Here is a 17546-nt window from a genome sequence, read left to right as displayed (position 1 = left end):
CTGGGAGCATCGTGCCACCCCGCGTGGCCGCTATGTGACCGAGTGCCCTTGATCAGCCCCGGATGGGGGGTCAGGTGGAGAAAAAGAAACCCCGTACGGGCCCGCGTTCCGACGCGCTCGGAGCGCACGGCATCATGACGGGATGCGTGCAGTGGTGCAGAGGGTGGACGGCGCGAGCGTCGTCGTGGACGGCGAGACCGTGGGCGCGATCGACGGCGAGGGCCTGTGCGTCCTGGTCGGCGTCACCCACGACGACACCAAGGAGAAGGCGGCGCAGCTGGCCCGCAAGCTCTGGTCGGTGCGGGTGCTGCACGAGGAGAAGTCGTGCAGCGACATCGACGCACCGCTCCTGGTCATCAGCCAGTTCACCCTTTACGGCGACGCCCGCAAGGGCCGCCGTCCCACCTGGAACGCCGCGGCGCCCGGTGATGTCGCCGAACCGCTCGTCGACGAGGTCGTCGCGCAGTTGCGCTCCCTGGGCGCGACCGTGGCGACGGGCCGCTTCGGCGCGCAGATGCGGGTGTCGCTGACCAACGACGGCCCGTTCACGGTCCTGGTGGAGGTCTGAGGCCCACCGGCTCGCCGCCGCCGGGCCTCGTGCCGGGGGCTCCCGCCGGGCCTCGTCCCGGGGGCTCGGCTTCAGGGTTCGACGACCGTCTCCTGCGCGGCCGCCGTGTCCTGAGCCAGCAGCCGGGCGTCCACCGGCACGTTCCGCTTCACCAGGGCGAGGGCGACCGGGCCGAGCTCGTGGTGGCGGACGGACGTGGTGATGAAGCCGATCTTCCGGCCGTCGGGGCCGTCGTCCGCGAGGCGGATCTCCGCGCCGGGTCCCGGCAGGTGGACCTCGCTGCCGTCCAGGTGCAGGAAGACCAGGCGGCGCGGCGGCTTGCCGAGGTTCTGTACGCGGGCGACGGTCTCCTGCCCGCGGTAGCAGCCCTTCTGGAGGTGGACCGCCGTGCCGATCCAGCCCAGCTCGTGCGGGATGGTCCGGTGGTCGGTCTCGAAGCCGACGCGGGGCCGGTGCTGCTCGACGCGCAGCGCCTCGTGGGCGAGGATGCCGGCCGGCGGTCCGGCCTGCGCCGCGAACGCCTCCAGCTCGTCGCGCGGCAGGAAGAGATCACGGCCGTACGGCGTCTCGCGGACGACGGCGCTCTCGGGGGCCTCGGCGATGGAGCCGGCCGGAAGGTGCACGACCGCGATGTCGGCGGTGCGGTCGGCGACCTCGACCCGGTAGAAGAACTTCATCGACTCCAGGTAGGCGAGCAGCGCCTCCTGGCTGCCCGGTTCCACGTGGGCCCAGACACTCGTGCCGTCGTCCACGAGGTACAGGGCGTGTTCGATGTGGCCGTTGGCGGAGAGGATCAGCGCCTCGGTGGCCTGGCCGGTGGGCAGGTCGCTGACGTGCTGGGTGAGCAGCAGGTGCAGCCAGGCCAGCCGGTCGTCGCCGCTGACGGTGACGACGCCCCGGTGCGAGAGGTCGACGAAGCCGGTGCCTTCGGCGAGGGAACGCTGCTCGCGGAACAGGTCGCCGTAGTGGGCGGCGACGCCTTCGTCCACGCCCTCGGCGGGGACGGCGCCGGGCAGGGACAGCAGGGGGCTCTTCATACGCCTAGCCTACGACTCGGTAGTTGAACCCTTCAGGGAGCAGTCCTCGCACCGTCCGAAGATGGCGAAGTGCTTCATGTCCGTGTCGAAGCCGAACCGCTCGCGCAGCTTGGCGGTGAACTCGGCGGCCACCGACAGGTCGGCCTCGATCACGTTGGTGCAGTCCCGGCAGACCAGGTGGATGTGGTGGTGCCGGTCGGCCAGGTGGTAGGTGGGCGCACCGTGTCCCAGGTGGGCGTGGCTGACCAGCCCGAGCTCCTCCAGGAGCTCCAGCGTGCGGTACACGGTGGAAATGTTGACCCCCGACGCCGTCTTCCTCACTTCGCCGAGGATGTCGTCGGGGGTCGCGTGTTCAAGGGTGTCGACGGCTTCGAGCACCAGCTGCCGCTGCGGGGTCAGCCGGTAGCCGCGCTGCCTGAGGTCGCTCTTCCAGTCGGTGCTCACCACACCCAAGAGTCTAGGCCCGGCGGCCCGCGTCATGGTGCGGCGGTGAACGCTCCCGTCAACAACGCTTCGGCCTCGGCGCACCGCCCGGGAGCCGCCCCGGAGCACCGTCGGGGCCGGTACCGCCGACACCGGCATCGGGCCCGTGCCCCGAAGGCCTCTCCATGACTGCTCACCGCACGGAACCACTCACGGGTGACTACTTGAAGAAAGCGATCCCGTCGTCGGGCATGTCGTCCGGCAGGGCCTTGGCCCAGCGCTCGACGTCCTCGGGGGTGACGACCTTCTTCAGGTGCGCGGACATGTAGGGGCGCAGCTCGACCTCGGGGGTCTGCTTCTCGCCGACCCACATCAGGTCGCTCTTGACGTAGCCGTACAGCCGCTTGCCGCCGGTGTAGGGCCGCGAGGCGGCCGTGCGGGCCACCGCGTCCGTCACCAGGTCGATCTGCGGCTTCTGGTCGGCCATCTCGCCGTACCAGATCTCGATGACGCCATCGTCGCGGGTCATCGTGACCTCGACCTTGCGGTTCGCGTCGATGCGCCAGAAGCCGTGCTCCGACTCCAGGGGCCGGACCTTGTTCCCGTCCTGGTCCAGGACCCAGGTGTGGGACTGGTACTCCAGGAAGTCACGGCCGTCGTGGGTGAAGCTGACCTCCTGCCCGAAGTTGCACTTCTCGGCACCGGGGAAGTCGTGCACACCCGCGCCCGCCCAGTCGCCGAGGAGGAAGGCGAGGGGGACGAGGTCCTTGTGCAGGTCGGACGGGATCTCGATCATGAGCGGACTTACTTCCTGGCGTCGGTGATCAGCGCTGGCCCTGGTACAGCTTCTTCACGGTCAGACCGGCGAAGGCGAGGACGCCGACGCAGACCAGGACCAGCAGGGCTTCGAAGAAGATCTCCACGGGGTGCTCCTTGAGCGGGGGGCATACGACAGGGCCGCCCCCAGCTTACGCGGCCCCTCCGGCCGCTTCCCGCCGGACTCCGCCCACGAATGCGGCCCACGCCGGCGCGGTGAAGAGGAGCGCGCCGCGGGAGGGATCCTTGCTGTCCCGGACGGGCACGAGGGAGGGGAGGTCCTGGGCGACCTCGACGCAGTTGCCGCCGTCCTGGTTGCTGTAGCTGCTCCTGCGCCAGTCGGCGGCACGGAGGAGGTCGTCGGAGACCTCGAGGCACTCGCCGCCGTCCTGGTTGCTGTAGCTGCTCCTGCGCCAGGTGATCGTGCTCAGATCGATGGCTCGCATGGCGCTTCCTCCAGCATCCGCTCGATGAACTCCCGCGACCCGCCCGGAGACAGGGCCATATCGCGCACTCGATCGTATCGGAGCTGAAGCTGGTCGACTGCCGTTGTTTCCTGGACCAGTTCACCCGAGTAACCGGTCTCGACCCAGGCGACGATCCGCCCCGCGCCGTGCAGAAACATGGTGTGGGTGTTGGTCAGCGCGTGCAGCCCCGCCGCCCAGGGCACCACCTGGACGCTGATGTTGGGGCGCTCCCCCATCGCGACGAGATGGCGCAATTGCGCATGCCACTCAGCCGTGCTGCGCAGCGAACTGTGCAGCACCGTCTCCGAGAGGATGGCCCGGAACTGCGGGCCGCCCTCGGCCAGCAGCGGCTCGCGGCGGCTCATGCGTGCCGCCACCTGCTTGTCCAGTTCCACGCCCGTCAGCCCGCCCTGGCTGAGCAACTCCGCCGCGTACTCCGGCGTCTGGAGCAGGCCCGGCACGATGCTCGGCGAGTACTGCCACATACTCACCGCCTCGGCCTCCAGGACCATGTACCGCCGGTACCGCTCCTTGAACTGCGTCGGGTCGGCCACTGCCAGTTCCCACAGCGTGAGCAGCATCCCGCCCGTGCCGTAGTACTGGTCCAGCGCCTCCACGATCTCCGGGCCGCCCAGTGTGTGGCCGTTCTCCATCTTTCCGAACTGGGACGCGTCCCACCCCACCGCCTCCGCGACGCCCCGCAGGGACACGCCCCGCCCGTGCCGGAGCAGCCGCAGCTCCTCCGCGAACCGTGCCCTCGGTTCCTGACTGCGACCCGTGATCGCCCTCCGCTGCGGCACCGCACCCCTCCCGGCTGTGGAATGTGTGGAATTTGGAGTGCCCCGTGTGGCACTAGCGGCCGTTCCGGGCTTGGCGACCCCTGGCGTGGGTCATGCTCGTAACTGCCCACCACTACGCAGAGTAGGGCAACTGTCGCATTCCGTACAGACGTTGACGTAAGGGAGCGGACCCGTGAGAACAGAACCGGCCACCTACGAGCCCGGCACCGTGCTCTACGACACCGCCGCCGCCAAAGTCGGTGAGTACCGGGGCCGCAGCGGGGCGCGCGTGCTGCTCCGCCCCCTCGGCGGTGGCCGGGAGTGGGAGGCGGAGCCGGCCGCGCTGCGCCCGGCGACCGACCGCGAGCGCCTCGGGGCGAGCCTGCGCGCCGCGAACGACCGCTCCCTCGCCACGCCCCCGGCCCCCGGCGACCCGGGCAGGCCGCCCGCGCCGGTCTCCGGCTGCGAGGCCTGCGCCTGGCTCGCCGACCGGCGGGAGGCCGCGCGGGCGGTGTTCGACCACAGCGCGGTGACGGACGCGAACGTCCTGCTGCGCCAGCACCAGCGCAAGGAGCACGAGGCGTGACCCACGGCGGCGGACTGCCCTACGAGGAGTGCAGGCGGGCGCAGCGGCTCTCGCCCCGGCGGGAGCGGGCTCCCCTCTCCCCCGGTTTCGCGCTGCCCCCGTTCCACCCGCAGCACCCGCCCAGGACCGCGCCGGAACCCGCACCGGGGCGCCGGGCCCTGCCGTACGTCAGGCTGGACGGTGCCACGGTCAGCGGCCTGCTCACCGTCCTCTGTGTCGCGACGCTGCTGGTGACGATCACCGTCGCCGTCTGACGCCGCCCGTGCGGGCTACGCTTCCGGCATGGCGAAGAAGCTCGTGATCAAGGTGACGGCGGGGGCCGATGCCCCGGAGCGCTGCTCGCAGGCGTTCACCGTGGCGGCGGTGGCCGTGGCCAGCGGGGTCGAGGTGTCCCTGTGGCTGACCGGGGAGTCCTCGTGGTTCGCGGTGCCGGGGCGCGCGGCCGAGTTCGAGCTGCCGCACGCCGCGCCGCTGCCCGACCTGCTCGACTCACTCCTGGCGGGCGGCCGGGTGACGCTGTGCACCCAGTGCGCGGCCCGTCGCGACCTCACCGAGAAGGACGTCATCGAGGGCGTACGCATCGCGGGCGCCCAGGTCTTCGTACAGGAGGCACTGGCCGACGACACCCAGGCGCTCGTCTACTGACCCTGCTGAAAAGCGTGAACAACTGACGGAGAAGTGTCATCGTGACGCTCAGACGAGCGCCACGATGACAGTAGAGGGCGAAATGCTCACGCTTTCGAGGTGGACGGGCCCGCTCGGCACCCGCCCGGTCACGTAGCGACCGTCCGGGCGCCTACGACGGCCGTGAAGCGGAGCCACGCCCCGCGTACTCACCGGCCAGGGCACGGCGCGGCCGCGTCCCGGCTCTCCGGACCTGCTAGGGCCTCGGGCCCTTCCGGCCGTCCAGTTCGTCCCACCACTTGTCGGACTCGGGGTCGCCGGAGGGGTCGTCCCACCAGCGGTCGTCGGGGCCCCGGCGGTTGGCGACCACCGCGGCGAACGGAGGGATGACCATGGCGGCCACGCACATGCCGACGGCTGCCGGGACCGACCAGAGGCGGACGACGCCCCAGGCCAGGACGAACAGCGCGATGCAGACGCCCATCATCACGAAGTAGACACGCCGCCGCCGTGCGTACATACGTCCAGCGTAGGCCCGTCCGCCGGAGCGGACCCGGGCATGCCGAAGGGGCCGCACCCCAGGTGTCCAACCCGGTGGGCGCGGCCCCTCGGACGTTGCGTGGCGTGCCGTCAGACGGCGATCGCGACCTCCGCCAGACCACCCTGCTGGGCGACGACCGTGCGGTCGGCGCTGGCGCCCGGGACGAGCGCCCGTACGGTCCAGGTGCCCTCGGCCGCGTAGAAACGGAACTGGCCCGTCGCGGAGGTGGGGACCTCCGCCGTGAACTCGCCGGTGGAGTCCAGCAGACGGACGTAGCCCGTCACCGGCTCGCCGTCGCGGGTCACCTGGCCCTGGATCGTGGTCTCACCGGGCTTGATCGTCGAGGCGTCGGGGCCGCCGGCCTTCGCTCCGCACATGTCGTACTCCTGAGGGGTTGGGAAAGGTCGGTCGGGTGCTTACTTCGCGGCGCCGAGCTCGATCGGCACGCCGACGAGGGAGCCGTACTCGGTCCAGGAGCCGTCGTAGTTCTTGACGTTCTCCACGCCCAGCAGCTCGTGCAGGACGAACCAGGTCAGGGCCGAGCGCTCACCGATGCGGCAGTAGGCGATGGTGTCCTTCGCCAGGTCGACCTGCTCGTCGGTGTAGAGCTGCTTGAGCTCCTCGTCCGACTTGAAGGTGCCGTCGTCGTTGGCGTTCTTCGACCACGGGATGTTGCGGGCGGACGGCACGTGCCCCGGGCGCTGCGACTGCTCCTGCGGGAGATGGGCCGGGGCGAGCAGCTTGCCGGAGAACTCGTCGGGCGAACGGACGTCGACCAGGTTCTGCGCGCCGATCGCGGCGACCACGTCGTCGCGGAAGGCACGGATGGACGTGTCCTGCGGCTTGGCCTTGTAGTCGGTGGCCGGGCGCTCGGGCACCTCGGTGCCGTCGACCAGCTCGCGGGCGTCCAGCTCCCACTTCTTGCGGCCGCCGTCGAGGAGCTTGACGTTCTCGTGGCCGTACAGCTTGAAGTACCAGTAGGCGTAGGACGCGAACCAGTTGTTGTTGCCGCCGTAGAGGATCACCAGCGTGTCGTTGGCGATGCCCTTCGCGGACAGGAGCTTCTCGAAGCCCTCCTGGTCGATGAAGTCACGGCGCACCGGGTCCTGGAGGTCCTGGGTCCAGTCGATCCGGATCGCGTTCTTGATGTGGTTCTTGTCGTACGCGGACGTGTCCTCGTCCACCTCGACGATCGCGATGTTCGGGTCGTCCAGGTGGTCCTGCAGCCAGTCGGCGTCGACCAGGACGTCGCTGCGGCTCATGTTTTCTCCTCCGGGGCAGTTGCGGCGGGACGTGCGGTGAGAGGGTGTGCGCGCTCATGGCGGAGCGGCGCGCGGGTCCCTGGACAGGGCGGTGAGGGGCACGGACGGCGACGTCGCCGTCCGTTCAGAAGGTGCGACAGAGCATGGCGGCAACGCGGCACAGGTCCACTGCCCGCCGCTTCGTGAGGTCCGCCTGGCGCTTCATAAGGCCCGATCGTAGGGACGGACAGCGGGGCGTGTCACCGGCGTGTTGCATCCTGAGACGGGATCGTCCGGGATGTGGGATCGAAACGCCCGTCCGGGTGCCGCGCGAGGACGTCCGGACCGGTGCGCTCCTCTCGCATCTGCGGTACGGACGGGACCGTCTCGCCTGTCGGACGCCAGGCCCCACGGGGGTGGGCGCGGCGAGCGGGGCGCGGGCGAGCGGCCGGCCGCGCCCGGCCGTCGTCGTCCCTACCCGGCCAGCCGGACGTTCGAACCCTTCACCGTGATCTCGACGCCGTCCTTCGCCGCCTGGACCTTGTCGAGCTTCACGCCGCCCGGCAGTTCGTCGATCGTCTGCTGGAAGTCGGTGATGGCGCGGATCCGCGACTCGGCGAGCTGCTTGCCGCCGACCTCGGGCAGACCGTCGGCGACGACCTCCACGTTGTTGTCCTTGACCGTGACCGTGCTGAGTACGTCGACCGGCTCGGGCACCTCGACGCCGAAGGCCGTGGCCCGGAGCGTCACCTTGATCTTGCCGTTGCCACCGTCGGAGAGGCCGATGACCTTGGCGCTGACGCCGGGCGCGACGTCCGTGGGCTCGGACTTGGCCGCCTTCATCAGCTCGTCGTAGCTGACGGTCGCGCTGCCGGTGGCCGAGGCGGCGGTGGCGGAGCTGAAGTCGCTCGAGAACTCGACGCCCTTCATGGTGGCCCGGAGATCGTCGACGCGGATCTTCTCGGCGCGGTTGGCGGTGGACGCCTCGTAGTCGTCGATGCCGATCTCGACGTCGTCCAGTTCACCGCCGACGACCTGCGTGAGGAAGGGGAAGCCCTTGATGGAGACGTCCGGCGTCGACGCCAGGTTCTCGGTGCTCCGCAGCTTGTCCGCCGCCTCGTCCTCCGCGAAGTTGACCGCGACACGGTCCGCGATCACGAAGAGGCCACCCAGGATCACGACGACGATCAGCAGTATTCGCAGTGCGCGCATGCGGTGTTTCCCCAACCCTGTGCAGTCAAAGACGGCGGTCACCGACGACCGACAACCGTCCAGCGCGAGGGTAACGCGGCTGGGAAGGGCCGCCGCGGTTTTGTCGATCAGCTGTGACAGGGGAGCAGCCGGGGCGGGAGCCCCGGGCGCCGCGACGCGGGCCCGCCGGGGCCCGCCGGGGCCCGCCGGGGTCGTCGGGGCCCGCCGGGGTCGTCGGGGCCCGCCGGGGTCGTCGGGGTCGTCGGGCTGGAGCAGGGCCGGGGGATCGGCCCACGAGACCACCAGGCCCGCCGGGCACCAGGACCTGCCGGGACGCCGACCGTCAGCACACCGAGCCCACCAGACCGGAAGCACCGGGCCACGGGACCGTCGGACCGGGAGCCCGGGGGCCGCCAGGCCACCCGGCCCGCCGAAGCCCCAGCACCTGCCGGAACGCCCGACCGCCACAACACCCCGGCCACCGGGCCGGAACCGGACCACCGGGCCACCGGGCCGGAAGCACCCGGGCCACCGGGGGTCATCGGGCCGGAAGCACCCGGGCCACCGGGGGTCATCGGGCCGGGAGCACAGGGCCGCCAGAACACCGGCCACCGGGCCGGAACCGGGCCGCCGGGCCGGAACCGAGCCGGAAGCACCCGGGCCACCGGGGTCGTCGGGCCGGGAGCACGGGGTCACGAGGCCACCAGGCCCGCCGACCCGCCGAAGCCCCAGCACCTGCCGGAACGCCCGACCGCCACAACACCCCGGCCACCGGGCCGGAACCGGACCACCGGGCCGCCAGGCCACCGGAACCGTCGGACCGGGAGCACGCGGTCACGAGGCCACCAGGCCCGCCGAGACCCCAGCACCTGCCGGAACGCCCGGCCGCCACGACACCCGAGCCACCGGGCCGGAACCGGGCCACCAGGCCGCCGGGCCGCCGGGCCGTCGGGCCGTCGGGCCGTCGGGCCGTCGGGGGGAGCGGAGCCCCCGTTTTGACAGTCGTCGCACGGATTCGGCGGCGAGGCGCCGGACTCAGCCGAGGGTCCGGCCGAGCACGTACACGGCCGGCGCCGCGGCCGCCAGGGGCAGTGCCACACCAGCCGTGAAGTGGACGAACCGGGAGGGGTAGTCGTACGCCGCCACCCGGTGACCGATCAGCGCGCACACCGCCGCGCCCGCGCCCAGCAGTGCCCCCGGCGTCCCGAGCCCCGTCAGCGAACCGACCGCGAGCCCCGTCCCGGCCGCCGCGAGCAGCGCGACGACCACCGACGCCGGTGTCGGCAGCGGCAGGGCGCGGACCACCACGGCGACGGCCACCGCGACCGCCCCGACCGTCACCGCGTCCGTGTCCGCGGCGAGGTACCCGCCCGCGACGACGGCCAGGGCCGCCGCGGCGACGGTCGCCATCAGGCCGTACATCCGCTCGTCGGGGTCGGCGTGCGAGCGCAGTTGCAGGACGAGGGAGAGCAGGACCCACACCCCGAGCGTGCCGAGGATGGCCGCCGGGGAACGGTCCGACGCCAGCAGTGCCGCGTCGGCGGCGAGCGCCCCCGCGAAGCCCAGGGCGATGCCCTGCCGGGCGGGCCACATTCCGTTCAGCCGGAACCAGCCCGCCGAGGTGACGGCCTGGAGGACGACGAGCGGGACGAGGAGCGCGTACGTGCCGAGCGCCGCCGCACCGGCCAGCAGCAGCCCGAGCAGCGCGGTGAGCCCGGCGGGCTGCATCCCCGGGTCGATGATCGGCGAACGCCCCTCCGCACGGGCGCGCTGCGCGTCGGTGATCCGCGTGTTCCCGGCGAGGGTCGCGGGACCGTACTCCGCCGCCTCCGAGGTTTCCGGCGCCTCCGTCGTCTCCGGGACAGGAGAGGGGGCGGCGGAGGCCGTGGGGGCGGGCGCAGCGGGGGTGTACGGCTGCGGCTGCTGATACTGCTGGGGCTGCGGCTGCGGCTGCGGCTGCGGCTGGGACGGGTACGCCGGCTGCGGGTAGCCCCCGGTCGTCGTTCCGTACGGCGCCGGGGCCGGCTGCTGGTACGGCTGAGGGGTCTGCGGGGCCAGTGGCGGCATGTACGCCGTCTCCTCCACCGAGACCGGCGGCTGCGTCTGGGTCTCCCAGGTCTGCCCCTGCCACTGCTGCGTGTACTGGGCGGCGTCCGGGTCCTCGTACCCCTGGTACGCCTGCTGCCCCTGGGGCTGCTGCTGTCCGGTCCATGCCTGGGCGTCGTACCCCTCGTACCCCTCATAGCCCTCGTAGGACTGATACGCCTGGTGCGGCTGATGCGGCTGGTTGGTCATCGCTCACCCTCCTGCGAACGGCGGGAGCACCTCGACCGTGCCGCCCTCGGCCAGCCGTACCGTCTCATGCCCGCGGGTGCCCACGGGGTCGCCGTCGACGAGGAACGAGCAGCGCAGCAGCACGCGCGTGAGCTCGCCGGGGTGGCGTTCGCGCACCGCGCCGAGCGCGTCGGCGAGCGTGGCCGCCTCGTACGGCTCCTCGGCCACCCCCGCCGCGGCCTTCGCGGCGGCCCAGTAGCGCACCGTGACCTTTGCCATCTGGATCCTTCGTCGCCGGTGCCGGTCGGCGTCCGTGCCGCCCGGCAGTGAACACCTCAGGCTAGCCCGCCCGGCTCACGGCCCAGTCGCCGATCCGGCGCAGCAGCTCCTCGCCGGACGCGTGCTCCGCGTGGCCCATGCCGGGCTCCAGCCAGAGTTCGCCGTGGTCACCGGCGGCCTCGGCCAGCATCCGGGGGTGGTCGACGGGAAAGTAGCCGTCCCGGTCGCCGTGCACCACCAGCAGGGGCGTCGGGGCGATCCTCGGTACCGCCTCCACCGGCGACAGCGGCACCGGGTCCCAGTCCCGGTGGTGGATACGGGTGCGCAGGCCGTAGCGGCCCACCAGGCGCCCCGTGGGCCGCATCACCAGCCAGTGCAGCCGGCGCATGGGTGCCGTCCCCCGGTAGTACCAGCGGGCGGGGGCGCTGACCGACACCACGGCGTCCGTGCGGGCCGCGCTGTCACCGCCGTGGAGCGCGGCGTGCCGCAGGACCACCGAGCCGCCCATGGAGAAGCCGACGGTCACCACGCGGGCGTGCCCGAAGCCGCGCGCCCAGGTCACCGCCGCCGCCAGGTCGAGCACCTCCCGGTCACCGACGGTGGACCGTCCGCCGGACGCGCCGTGCCCCCGGAAGGAGAACGTGACCACGGCCCCGTGGCGCGCGAACGCCGCCGCGATCCGCCGCACGTGCGGGCGGTCCGCGTCGCCCGTGAAGCCGTGCGCGACGACGAAGACCAGGTCACAGGCGATGCCGCCGGTGGTGCCGGGCTCGTACACGGCGTCGATCCGGACCCCGTCGGCCGCCCGCAGGAAGGTCCGTGCGGGTGTCCGTGCGGGTGTCCGTGCAGGCGCTCGCCGTGAGGTCTCCCGGGACATCCCCCGGGGGGTCTCGCGATGCGGACGAATGGTGGAACGCGCCACATGACCTGACGGACAGATGCTCATGTCGGCTATTCTGCTGGGCAGAGGACTCGGGCGACGTAGCCCCCGGGTCCTTTCGTGCTTTCGGGAGCGTTGGCGAACGTTCACCTCCCGGACGCACGGCGGGCCCCACGGGCACGGGATCCGCACCCGTACGAAGCAGTGCCGTAAACGTCCTCGCAGGGACCGAGGAGGAACCAGACGTTATGGGCGAGCGAACCGTGCACGACCGTGAGACGACCCGGGCAGGTGGGGCGCGATGAGCTCTCTGCTGCTCCTGACCAACGCCCTCCAGCCGTCGACGGAGGTGCTCCCCGCCCTCGGCCTGCTGCTGCACAACGTCCGCGTGGCCCCCGCGGAGGGCCCCGCCCTGGTCGACACCCCCGGCGCCGACGTGATCCTCGTCGACGGGCGCCGTGACCTGCCCCAGGTCCGCAGCCTGTGTCAGCTGCTGCGCTCCACGGGGCTCGGCTGTCCGCTGATCCTCGTCGTCACCGAGGGCGGCCTCGCCGCCGTCACCGCCGACTGGGGCATCGACGACGTCCTGCTGGACACCGCCGGTCCGGCGGAGGTCGAGGCCCGGCTGCGGCTGGCCATGGGCCGTCAGCAGATCGTCAGCGACGACTCCCCCATGGAGATCCGCAACGGCGACCTGTCGGTGGACGAGGCGACGTACTCCGCGAAGCTCAAGGGCCGGGTCCTGGACCTGACCTTCAAGGAGTTCGAGCTGCTGAAGTACCTCGCCCAGCACCCGGGCCGGGTCTTCACCCGCGCCCAGCTGCTCCAGGAGGTGTGGGGCTACGACTACTTCGGCGGCACCCGCACCGTCGACGTGCACGTACGGCGGCTGCGCGCCAAGCTCGGCCCCGAGCACGAGTCGCTGATCGGCACCGTCCGCAACGTCGGCTACCGCTTCGTCACGCCGGAGAAGCCCGAGAAGCCCGGGAAGGCGGAAAAGACGGAGAAGGCGGACAGGACGGACAGGGCGGAGAGGGCGGGGCGCCCGGGGGAGGACGCCACGGTGAAGAGCGAGGCCGGGGCGGCGGCGCCGGGCACCGCGGAAGCGACCTCGGCCAAGGTCTGATACGCCCTGCCCAGAGCGGGTCCATCCGCGTAGACTCCGCGCGTGGCCAAGGTGACTCGGGACGATGTGGCGCGGCTGGCGGGGACTTCCACCGCCGTCGTCAGCTATGTCATCAACAACGGACCCCGGCCGGTCGCCCCGGCCACGCGCGAGCGTGTCCTCGCCGCGATCAAGGAGCTGGGGTACCGGCCGGACCGGGTCGCCCAGGCCATGGCGTCGCGGCGCACGGACCTCATAGGACTGATCATCCCGGACGCCCGCCAGCCCTTCTTCGGGGAGATGGCCCACGCCGTCGAACAGGCCGCGTCCGAGCGCGGGAAGATGGTCCTCGTCGGCAACACCGACTACGTCGCCGAGCGCGAGGTCCACTACCTGCGCGCCTTCCTCGGCATGCGGGTCTCCGGCCTGATCCTGGTCAGCCACGCCCTGAGCGACCTGGCCGCCGCCGAGATCGACGCCTGGGACGCCCGGGTCGTCCTGCTGCACGAGCGCCCCGAGGCCATCGACGACGTCGCCGTCGTCACCGACGACCTGGGCGGCGCCCAGCTCGCCGTGCGCCACCTGCTGGAGCACGGGTACGAGTACGTCGCCTGCATGGGCGGCACCGCCGAGACACCGTCCGTCGGCGACCCGGTCTCCGACCACGTCGAGGGCTGGCGGCGCGCGATGAAGGAGGCCGGGCTCTCCACCGAGGGCCGGCTCTTCGAGGCGCCGTACAACCGCTACGACGCGTACCGCGTGGCGCTGGAGCTCCTCGCCGGGCCCCGGCGACCGCCCGCGGTCTTCTGCTCCACCGACGACCAGGCGCTCGGCCTGCTGCGCGCGGCCCGCGAACTGCGCATCGACGTGCCCGGCGAGCTGGCGGTGGCCGGCTTCGACGACATCAAGGAGGCGGACCTGGCGGACCCGCCGCTGACGACGGTCGCCTCCGACCGGTCGGCCATGGCGCGGTCCGCCGTGGACCTGGTCCTCGACGACGGTCTGCGGGTGGCGGGCTCACGACGGGAGCGGCTGAAGGTGTTCCCGTCGCGGCTGGTGGTACGGCAGTCCTGCGGCTGCGAGTAGCCTCCGGCGGCCGGCCGGGTCCACTCGGCAGAGTTCCGTGCCCCGCCTGTCTCTGCGCCCGCCCTGGCTCTTTACATCGGGCATACGAGGTTCTGCCGGGCTTCTCAGACAGCCCTCAGGGTGCTCTCATACGGGAGCGGGAGGCTCATGAACATGACCGAGAGCCTCCGCCGCAGCGGCGAGTACGAGCACGCGCAAGAGAACCCGTACGCCGACCCGTACCGGGGAACCCAGCAGCACGCCTCCTCTCCCGTCGACCCCGCGTGGCCGCCCCCGCCCGCGCAGCCGCCCACGGCGTCCACGCAGCCCGGGCACCCCGAACAGCCGGTGCAGCCGGTGCAGCCGGTGCAGCCGCACGGGAAGCGGTCGGCTCGTCGCGGCCCGGTCGGCCTGCTCGCGGCCGTGGCGATCGTCGCGGCGGCCGTCAGCGGCGGCACCGCGTACGGCATCCAGGAGCTGACCGGCAGCGACACCGTCGCCTCCAGCGCCACCAGCACCACCGTGGTGCCGTCCAGCCAGAGGGGCACGGTCGCCGGGGTCGCCCAGGCCGTCAGCCCGAGCATCGTGGAGATCAACGCGACCTCGAACGCCGGTTCCTCCACCGGTTCCGGTGTGATCATCACCGGCGACGGCGAGATCATCACCAACAACCACGTCGTGTCCGGCGCCTCGTCCGTCAAGGTGACGACGAACGACGGCAAGCAGTACACCGCGCAGGTCGTCGGCACCGACAGCAGCAAGGACCTCGCGCTGATCAAGCTGGAGAACGCCTCCGGGCTGAAGGCCGCCACGCTCGGCGACTCGGCCGGCGTCCGGGTGGGCGACCAGGTCGTGGCGATCGGCTCTCCGGAGGGCCTGACCGGCACCGTGACCAGCGGCATCGTCTCGGCCCTGAACCGTGACGTGACCGTCTCGACGGACGAGGACCAGCAGCAGCGGCAGCAGCGCCAGGGCGGTGGCTGGCCGTTCGAGTTCGGTGGCCAGGAGTTCAACGGCGACACCGGCTCGTCGACGACGACGTACAAGGCGATCCAGACCGACGCCTCCCTCAATCCGGGCAACTCCGGTGGCGCGCTGATCGACATGAACGGAAACATCGTGGGCATCAACTCCGCGATGTACTCGGCGACCGAGTCCTCCGCCGCCGCGGGCAGCGTCGGCCTCGGGTTCGCCATCCCGGTCAACACCGTCAAGGCCGACCTGTCGGCACTGCGGGCGGGCGCCGACGGCTGAGCGGCACGAGAACGTGCGACGCTGAAGGCGTTGACAGCCGTGCCCACCGCGTCCATCGCGTCGACCACGGCCACCGCGTCCGCCCGCATCCACCGCATCCACCCGCTCCGCCCGCATCCACCGCATCCACCCGCTCCGCCCGCATCCACCGCATCCACCCGCTCCACCCGCATCCACCGCATCGACCGCATCCGAGGAACCCGAGCCCATGAGCCCCGCAGAAGGCGACCGCGACCGTGACGTCCAGCGCATCCTGATCGTCGACGACGAACCCGCGGTGCGCGAAGCCCTCCAGCGCAGCCTCGCCTTCGAGGGGTACGACACCGAGGTCGCTGTCGACGGCGCCGACGCCCTGGAGAAGGCGGCGGCGTACCGGCCCGACCTGGTCGTCCTCGACATCCAGATGCCCCGCATGGACGGCCTGACCGCCGCCCGGCGGATCCGCGGCGCGGGCGACACGACCCCGATCCTGATGCTGACGGCCCGCGACACGGTCGGCGACCGGGTGACCGGCCTGGACGCCGGCGCCGACGACTACCTGGTCAAACCCTTCGAGCTGGACGAGCTGTTCGCCCGCATCCGCGCGCTGCTGCGCCGCAGCTCCTACGCGGCGGCGGTCGAGGCCACCACCGAGGACGACGACTCCCTCACCTTCGCCGACCTGACCATGGACCTGGCGACACGGGAGGTCGTCCGGGGCGGGCGGCGCGTGGAACTGACCCGCACGGAGTTCACGCTGCTGGAGATGTTCATGGCGCACCCGCGCCAGGTCCTCACGCGGGAGCAGATCCTGAAGGCGGTCTGGGGCTTCGACTTCGAGCCGTCGTCCAACTCCCTCGACGTGTACGTCATGTACCTGCGCCGCAAGACCGAGGCGGGCGGCGAACCGCGCCTCGTGCACACGGTGCGCGGCGTCGGCTACGTCCTGCGGCAGGGCGGCGCGGAGTGAGAGGACTGGTCCGCCGGTTCCGTGCGCTGCCCATCCGGGCCCGGCTGTCGTTGCTGGTTGCGTCGGCGGTGGCATTCGCGGTGGCGGCGGCGGCAGTGGCGTGCTGGTTCGTGGTGAAGAGCGTGCTGGTGAGCTCGCTGGACGAGGCCCTGAAGGCGAACCGCATGGACGGGCAGCAGGTGAGCCAGTACGTCAACCTGCGCACCGGCCTGTGCGCGCACGACCCCGTCACGCACGAACAGAACCCCTTCGGCTCGTCCGTACAGCTCGTGGACCGGGCGGGTGGGAGCTGCCTCATCATCGGCACGGAGGAGGTCCCGCTCACCGGCACCGACCACGCCGTGGCCGAGGGCTCGTCCTCCGACGCGCTGCACAACGCGACCGGGTCCGACGGCACCCCGTACCGCGTCTTCACCTACACCGTCCCCGGCCTGCCGGACGTCGCCGTCTCCGCCGCGCGACCTCTGAGCGAGGTGAACAGCTCCCTCAGCAACCTCGCCCTGGTGCTCCTCTTCGTCGCGGGTGCGGGAGTCGTGGGCGCCGGTGTCGCCGGGCTCTGGGTGGCCCGGGCCGGTCTGCGGCCCATGGACGAACTGACCCGGGCCGTCGAACACGTCGCCCGCACCGAGGACCTGGCCGTCCGCATCCCCGTGGAGGACGACAGCGACGACGAGATCGCCCGCCTCTCCCGCTCCTTCAACAGCATGACCTCGTCCCTGGCCAGCTCCCGCGACCTGCAGCAGCAGCTCATCGCCGACGCGGGCCACGAGTTGCGCACCCCCCTCACCTCCCTCCGCACCAACATCGAACTCCTCGGCCGCAGCGAGGAGACCGGCCGCCCCATCCCGGAGGCGGACCGCAAGGCGCTGCTCGCCTCGGTGAAGGCGCAGATGTCGGAACTGGCGGCGCTGATCGGCGACCTCCAGGAACTCTCCCGCCCCGACACCGGCCAGCACGCGGGCCGTACCCGGATCCTCCCCTGGCACGACGTCGTCGAGTCGGCCCTGCGCCGCGCCCGCCTGCGCGGCCCGGAGCTGACGATCACGGCGGACGTACAGCCCTGGTACGTACGGGCCGAACCGGCCGCCCTGGAACGCGCGGTCGTCAACATCCTGGACAACGCGGTGAAGTTCAGCCCGGAGTCCGGCATCGTCGAGGTACGCCTGGCCGACGGCGTCCTCACCGTCCGCGACCACGGCCCCGGCGTCCCGGCCGACGAACTCCCCCACGTCTTCGACCGCTTCTGGCGCTCGCCGAGCGCACGCGCCCTGCCCGGCTCCGGTCTGGGCCTGTCGATCGTGGCGCGGACGGTGCAGCAGGCGGGCGGCGAGGTGACCCTGACACCGGCGGAGGGAGGCGGCACGACCGCCACGATCCGCCTGCCGGGGGCGCCCACACCCCCTCCCGAGGTGCCGTAGGGCGGAAAGGTCCTGGCCAGCGGCAACCTTTCGATGCCGGGCGGCGACT

General features: G+C 72.1%; 21 protein-coding genes. 9 read left to right on the top strand and 12 right to left on the bottom strand.

The window, feature by feature from the left end; all coding sequences use genetic code 11:
- Nucleotides 1-142: 142 nt before the first annotated feature.
- A complete protein-coding gene (dtd, locus tag KUM32_RS07230) occupies nucleotides 143-568 on the top strand; it encodes a D-aminoacyl-tRNA deacylase (protein WP_217140962.1) in 426 nt (141 codons plus the stop codon).
- Nucleotides 569-639: 71 nt separating this feature from the next.
- Here the strand turns inward: dtd and KUM32_RS07225 are convergent, their stop codons facing one another.
- The 5 genes from KUM32_RS07225 to KUM32_RS07205 form a co-directional block, all read right to left on the bottom strand.
- A complete protein-coding gene (locus KUM32_RS07225; protein WP_217140961.1) occupies nucleotides 640-1605 on the bottom strand; it encodes a folate-binding protein YgfZ in 966 nt (321 codons plus the stop codon).
- 9 nt (nucleotides 1606-1614) lie between these two features.
- Nucleotides 1615-2052 (bottom strand): Fur family transcriptional regulator, encoded by a 438-nt coding sequence (locus KUM32_RS07220; protein WP_217140960.1) that lies wholly within the window; start codon nucleotides 2050-2052, stop codon nucleotides 1615-1617.
- Nucleotides 2053-2248: 196 nt separating this feature from the next.
- The gene (locus KUM32_RS07215; RefSeq protein ID WP_217140959.1) at nucleotides 2249-2824 is read right to left on the bottom strand and encodes an FABP family protein; all 576 of its coding nucleotides are present in this window, start codon (nucleotides 2822-2824) and stop codon (nucleotides 2249-2251) included.
- Nucleotides 2825-2996: 172 nt separating this feature from the next.
- Entirely contained in the window at nucleotides 2997-3290 is a 294-nt protein-coding gene (locus tag KUM32_RS07210) for a DUF397 domain-containing protein (RefSeq protein WP_217140958.1), read from the bottom strand.
- Complete coding sequence (locus KUM32_RS07205; protein ID WP_217140957.1) at nucleotides 3272-4111, bottom strand: helix-turn-helix transcriptional regulator; 840 nt, start codon at nucleotides 4109-4111, stop codon at nucleotides 3272-3274. The genes KUM32_RS07210 and KUM32_RS07205 overlap by 19 nt, the downstream gene beginning before the upstream one ends.
- A gap of 172 nt (nucleotides 4112-4283) precedes the next feature.
- Between KUM32_RS07205 and KUM32_RS07200 the strand changes: the two genes are divergently transcribed.
- From KUM32_RS07200 to KUM32_RS07190, 3 genes are read left to right on the top strand one after another with little or no spacing between them, the layout of a single operon-like run.
- On the top strand, nucleotides 4284-4676 hold the full coding sequence (locus KUM32_RS07200) for a hypothetical protein (RefSeq protein WP_217140956.1): 393 nt from the start codon (nucleotides 4284-4286) through the stop codon (nucleotides 4674-4676).
- Nucleotides 4673-4930: a hypothetical protein gene (locus tag KUM32_RS07195; protein ID WP_217140955.1), complete on the top strand. Its 258-nt coding sequence runs from the start codon at nucleotides 4673-4675 to the stop codon at nucleotides 4928-4930. The genes KUM32_RS07200 and KUM32_RS07195 overlap by 4 nt, the downstream gene beginning before the upstream one ends.
- Before the next feature lie 28 nt (nucleotides 4931-4958).
- Entirely contained in the window at nucleotides 4959-5321 is a 363-nt protein-coding gene (locus KUM32_RS07190) for a DsrE family protein (protein WP_186778300.1), read from the top strand.
- Between the two features lie 235 nt (nucleotides 5322-5556).
- Here KUM32_RS07190 and KUM32_RS07185 read toward each other — a convergent pair whose 3' ends face one another.
- The 7 genes from KUM32_RS07185 to KUM32_RS07155 form a co-directional block, all read right to left on the bottom strand.
- Entirely contained in the window at nucleotides 5557-5820 is a 264-nt protein-coding gene (locus KUM32_RS07185; RefSeq protein ID WP_217140954.1) for a DUF3099 domain-containing protein, read from the bottom strand.
- 110 nt (nucleotides 5821-5930) lie between these two features.
- Nucleotides 5931-6218, bottom strand: coding sequence for a DUF1416 domain-containing protein (locus KUM32_RS07180; RefSeq protein WP_100569102.1), 288 nt, complete (start codon nucleotides 6216-6218; stop codon nucleotides 5931-5933).
- Nucleotides 6219-6257: 39 nt separating this feature from the next.
- Complete coding sequence (locus KUM32_RS07175) at nucleotides 6258-7103, bottom strand: sulfurtransferase (RefSeq protein WP_217140953.1); 846 nt, start codon at nucleotides 7101-7103, stop codon at nucleotides 6258-6260.
- Between the two features lie 453 nt (nucleotides 7104-7556).
- A complete protein-coding gene (locus KUM32_RS07170; protein ID WP_217140952.1) occupies nucleotides 7557-8294 on the bottom strand; it encodes a DUF2993 domain-containing protein in 738 nt (245 codons plus the stop codon).
- Nucleotides 8295-9308: 1014 nt separating this feature from the next.
- The gene (locus KUM32_RS07165) at nucleotides 9309-10568 is read right to left on the bottom strand and encodes a hypothetical protein (RefSeq protein WP_217140951.1); all 1260 of its coding nucleotides are present in this window, start codon (nucleotides 10566-10568) and stop codon (nucleotides 9309-9311) included.
- Nucleotides 10569-10571: 3 nt separating this feature from the next.
- Nucleotides 10572-10826 carry a MoaD/ThiS family protein gene (locus KUM32_RS07160; RefSeq protein WP_115743314.1) on the bottom strand — a complete coding sequence of 85 codons (255 nt, stop codon included), beginning with the start codon at nucleotides 10824-10826 and terminating at the stop codon, nucleotides 10572-10574.
- A gap of 61 nt (nucleotides 10827-10887) precedes the next feature.
- The gene (locus KUM32_RS07155) at nucleotides 10888-11772 is read right to left on the bottom strand and encodes an alpha/beta hydrolase (RefSeq protein ID WP_217140950.1); all 885 of its coding nucleotides are present in this window, start codon (nucleotides 11770-11772) and stop codon (nucleotides 10888-10890) included.
- Between the two features lie 235 nt (nucleotides 11773-12007).
- On the opposite strand from KUM32_RS07155, the gene KUM32_RS07150 reads away from it, so the two are divergent.
- The 5 genes from KUM32_RS07150 (at nucleotide 12008) to KUM32_RS07130 (ending at nucleotide 17497) form a co-directional block, all read left to right on the top strand.
- Nucleotides 12008-12832 carry a response regulator transcription factor gene (locus KUM32_RS07150; protein ID WP_217140949.1) on the top strand — a complete coding sequence of 275 codons (825 nt, stop codon included), beginning with the start codon at nucleotides 12008-12010 and terminating at the stop codon, nucleotides 12830-12832.
- 42 nt (nucleotides 12833-12874) lie between these two features.
- Nucleotides 12875-13897 carry a LacI family DNA-binding transcriptional regulator gene (locus KUM32_RS07145; RefSeq protein WP_217140948.1) on the top strand — a complete coding sequence of 341 codons (1023 nt, stop codon included), beginning with the start codon at nucleotides 12875-12877 and terminating at the stop codon, nucleotides 13895-13897.
- A gap of 153 nt (nucleotides 13898-14050) precedes the next feature.
- Entirely contained in the window at nucleotides 14051-15130 is a 1080-nt protein-coding gene (locus KUM32_RS07140; RefSeq protein WP_217140947.1) for a S1C family serine protease, read from the top strand.
- 208 nt (nucleotides 15131-15338) lie between these two features.
- The gene (locus KUM32_RS07135) at nucleotides 15339-16079 is read left to right on the top strand and encodes a response regulator transcription factor (RefSeq protein WP_217140946.1); all 741 of its coding nucleotides are present in this window, start codon (nucleotides 15339-15341) and stop codon (nucleotides 16077-16079) included.
- Complete coding sequence (locus KUM32_RS07130; protein WP_217140945.1) at nucleotides 16076-17497, top strand: cell wall metabolism sensor histidine kinase WalK; 1422 nt, start codon at nucleotides 16076-16078, stop codon at nucleotides 17495-17497. The genes KUM32_RS07135 and KUM32_RS07130 overlap by 4 nt, the downstream gene beginning before the upstream one ends.
- Nucleotides 17498-17546: the final 49 nt, after the last annotated feature.

This window comes from Streptomyces sp. AC627_RSS907, assembly GCF_019049165.1.
The sequence above is the reverse complement of the archived record's forward strand: the minus strand, read 5'-3'. Positions and strand labels throughout refer to the sequence as shown.

Bases quoted from the DNA above. Each gene is read 5' to 3' on its own strand.
- dtd (WP_217140962.1), top strand. From the start codon at position 143: ATGCGTGCAGTGGTGCAGAGGGTGGACGGCGCGAGCGTCGTCGTGGAC.
- KUM32_RS07225 (WP_217140961.1), bottom strand. From the start codon at position 1,605: ATGAAGAGCCCCCTGCTGTCCCTGCCCGGCGCCGTCCCCGCCGAGGGC.
- KUM32_RS07215 (WP_217140959.1), bottom strand. From the start codon at position 2,824: ATGATCGAGATCCCGTCCGACCTGCACAAGGACCTCGTCCCCCTCGCC.
- KUM32_RS07210 (WP_217140958.1), bottom strand. From the start codon at position 3,290: ATGCGAGCCATCGATCTGAGCACGATCACCTGGCGCAGGAGCAGCTAC.
- KUM32_RS07190 (WP_186778300.1), top strand. From the start codon at position 4,959: ATGGCGAAGAAGCTCGTGATCAAGGTGACGGCGGGGGCCGATGCCCCG.
- KUM32_RS07185 (WP_217140954.1), bottom strand. From the start codon at position 5,820: ATGTACGCACGGCGGCGGCGTGTCTACTTCGTGATGATGGGCGTCTGC.
- KUM32_RS07180 (WP_100569102.1), bottom strand. From the start codon at position 6,218: ATGTGCGGAGCGAAGGCCGGCGGCCCCGACGCCTCGACGATCAAGCCC.
- KUM32_RS07175 (WP_217140953.1), bottom strand. From the start codon at position 7,103: ATGAGCCGCAGCGACGTCCTGGTCGACGCCGACTGGCTGCAGGACCAC.
- KUM32_RS07170 (WP_217140952.1), bottom strand. From the start codon at position 8,294: ATGCGCGCACTGCGAATACTGCTGATCGTCGTCGTGATCCTGGGTGGC.
- KUM32_RS07165 (WP_217140951.1), bottom strand. From the start codon at position 10,568: ATGACCAACCAGCCGCATCAGCCGCACCAGGCGTATCAGTCCTACGAG.
- KUM32_RS07160 (WP_115743314.1), bottom strand. From the start codon at position 10,826: ATGGCAAAGGTCACGGTGCGCTACTGGGCCGCCGCGAAGGCCGCGGCG.
- KUM32_RS07155 (WP_217140950.1), bottom strand. From the start codon at position 11,772: ATGAGCATCTGTCCGTCAGGTCATGTGGCGCGTTCCACCATTCGTCCG.
- KUM32_RS07150 (WP_217140949.1), top strand. From the start codon at position 12,008: ATGAGCTCTCTGCTGCTCCTGACCAACGCCCTCCAGCCGTCGACGGAG.
- KUM32_RS07140 (WP_217140947.1), top strand. From the start codon at position 14,051: ATGACCGAGAGCCTCCGCCGCAGCGGCGAGTACGAGCACGCGCAAGAG.
- KUM32_RS07135 (WP_217140946.1), top strand. From the start codon at position 15,339: ATGAGCCCCGCAGAAGGCGACCGCGACCGTGACGTCCAGCGCATCCTG.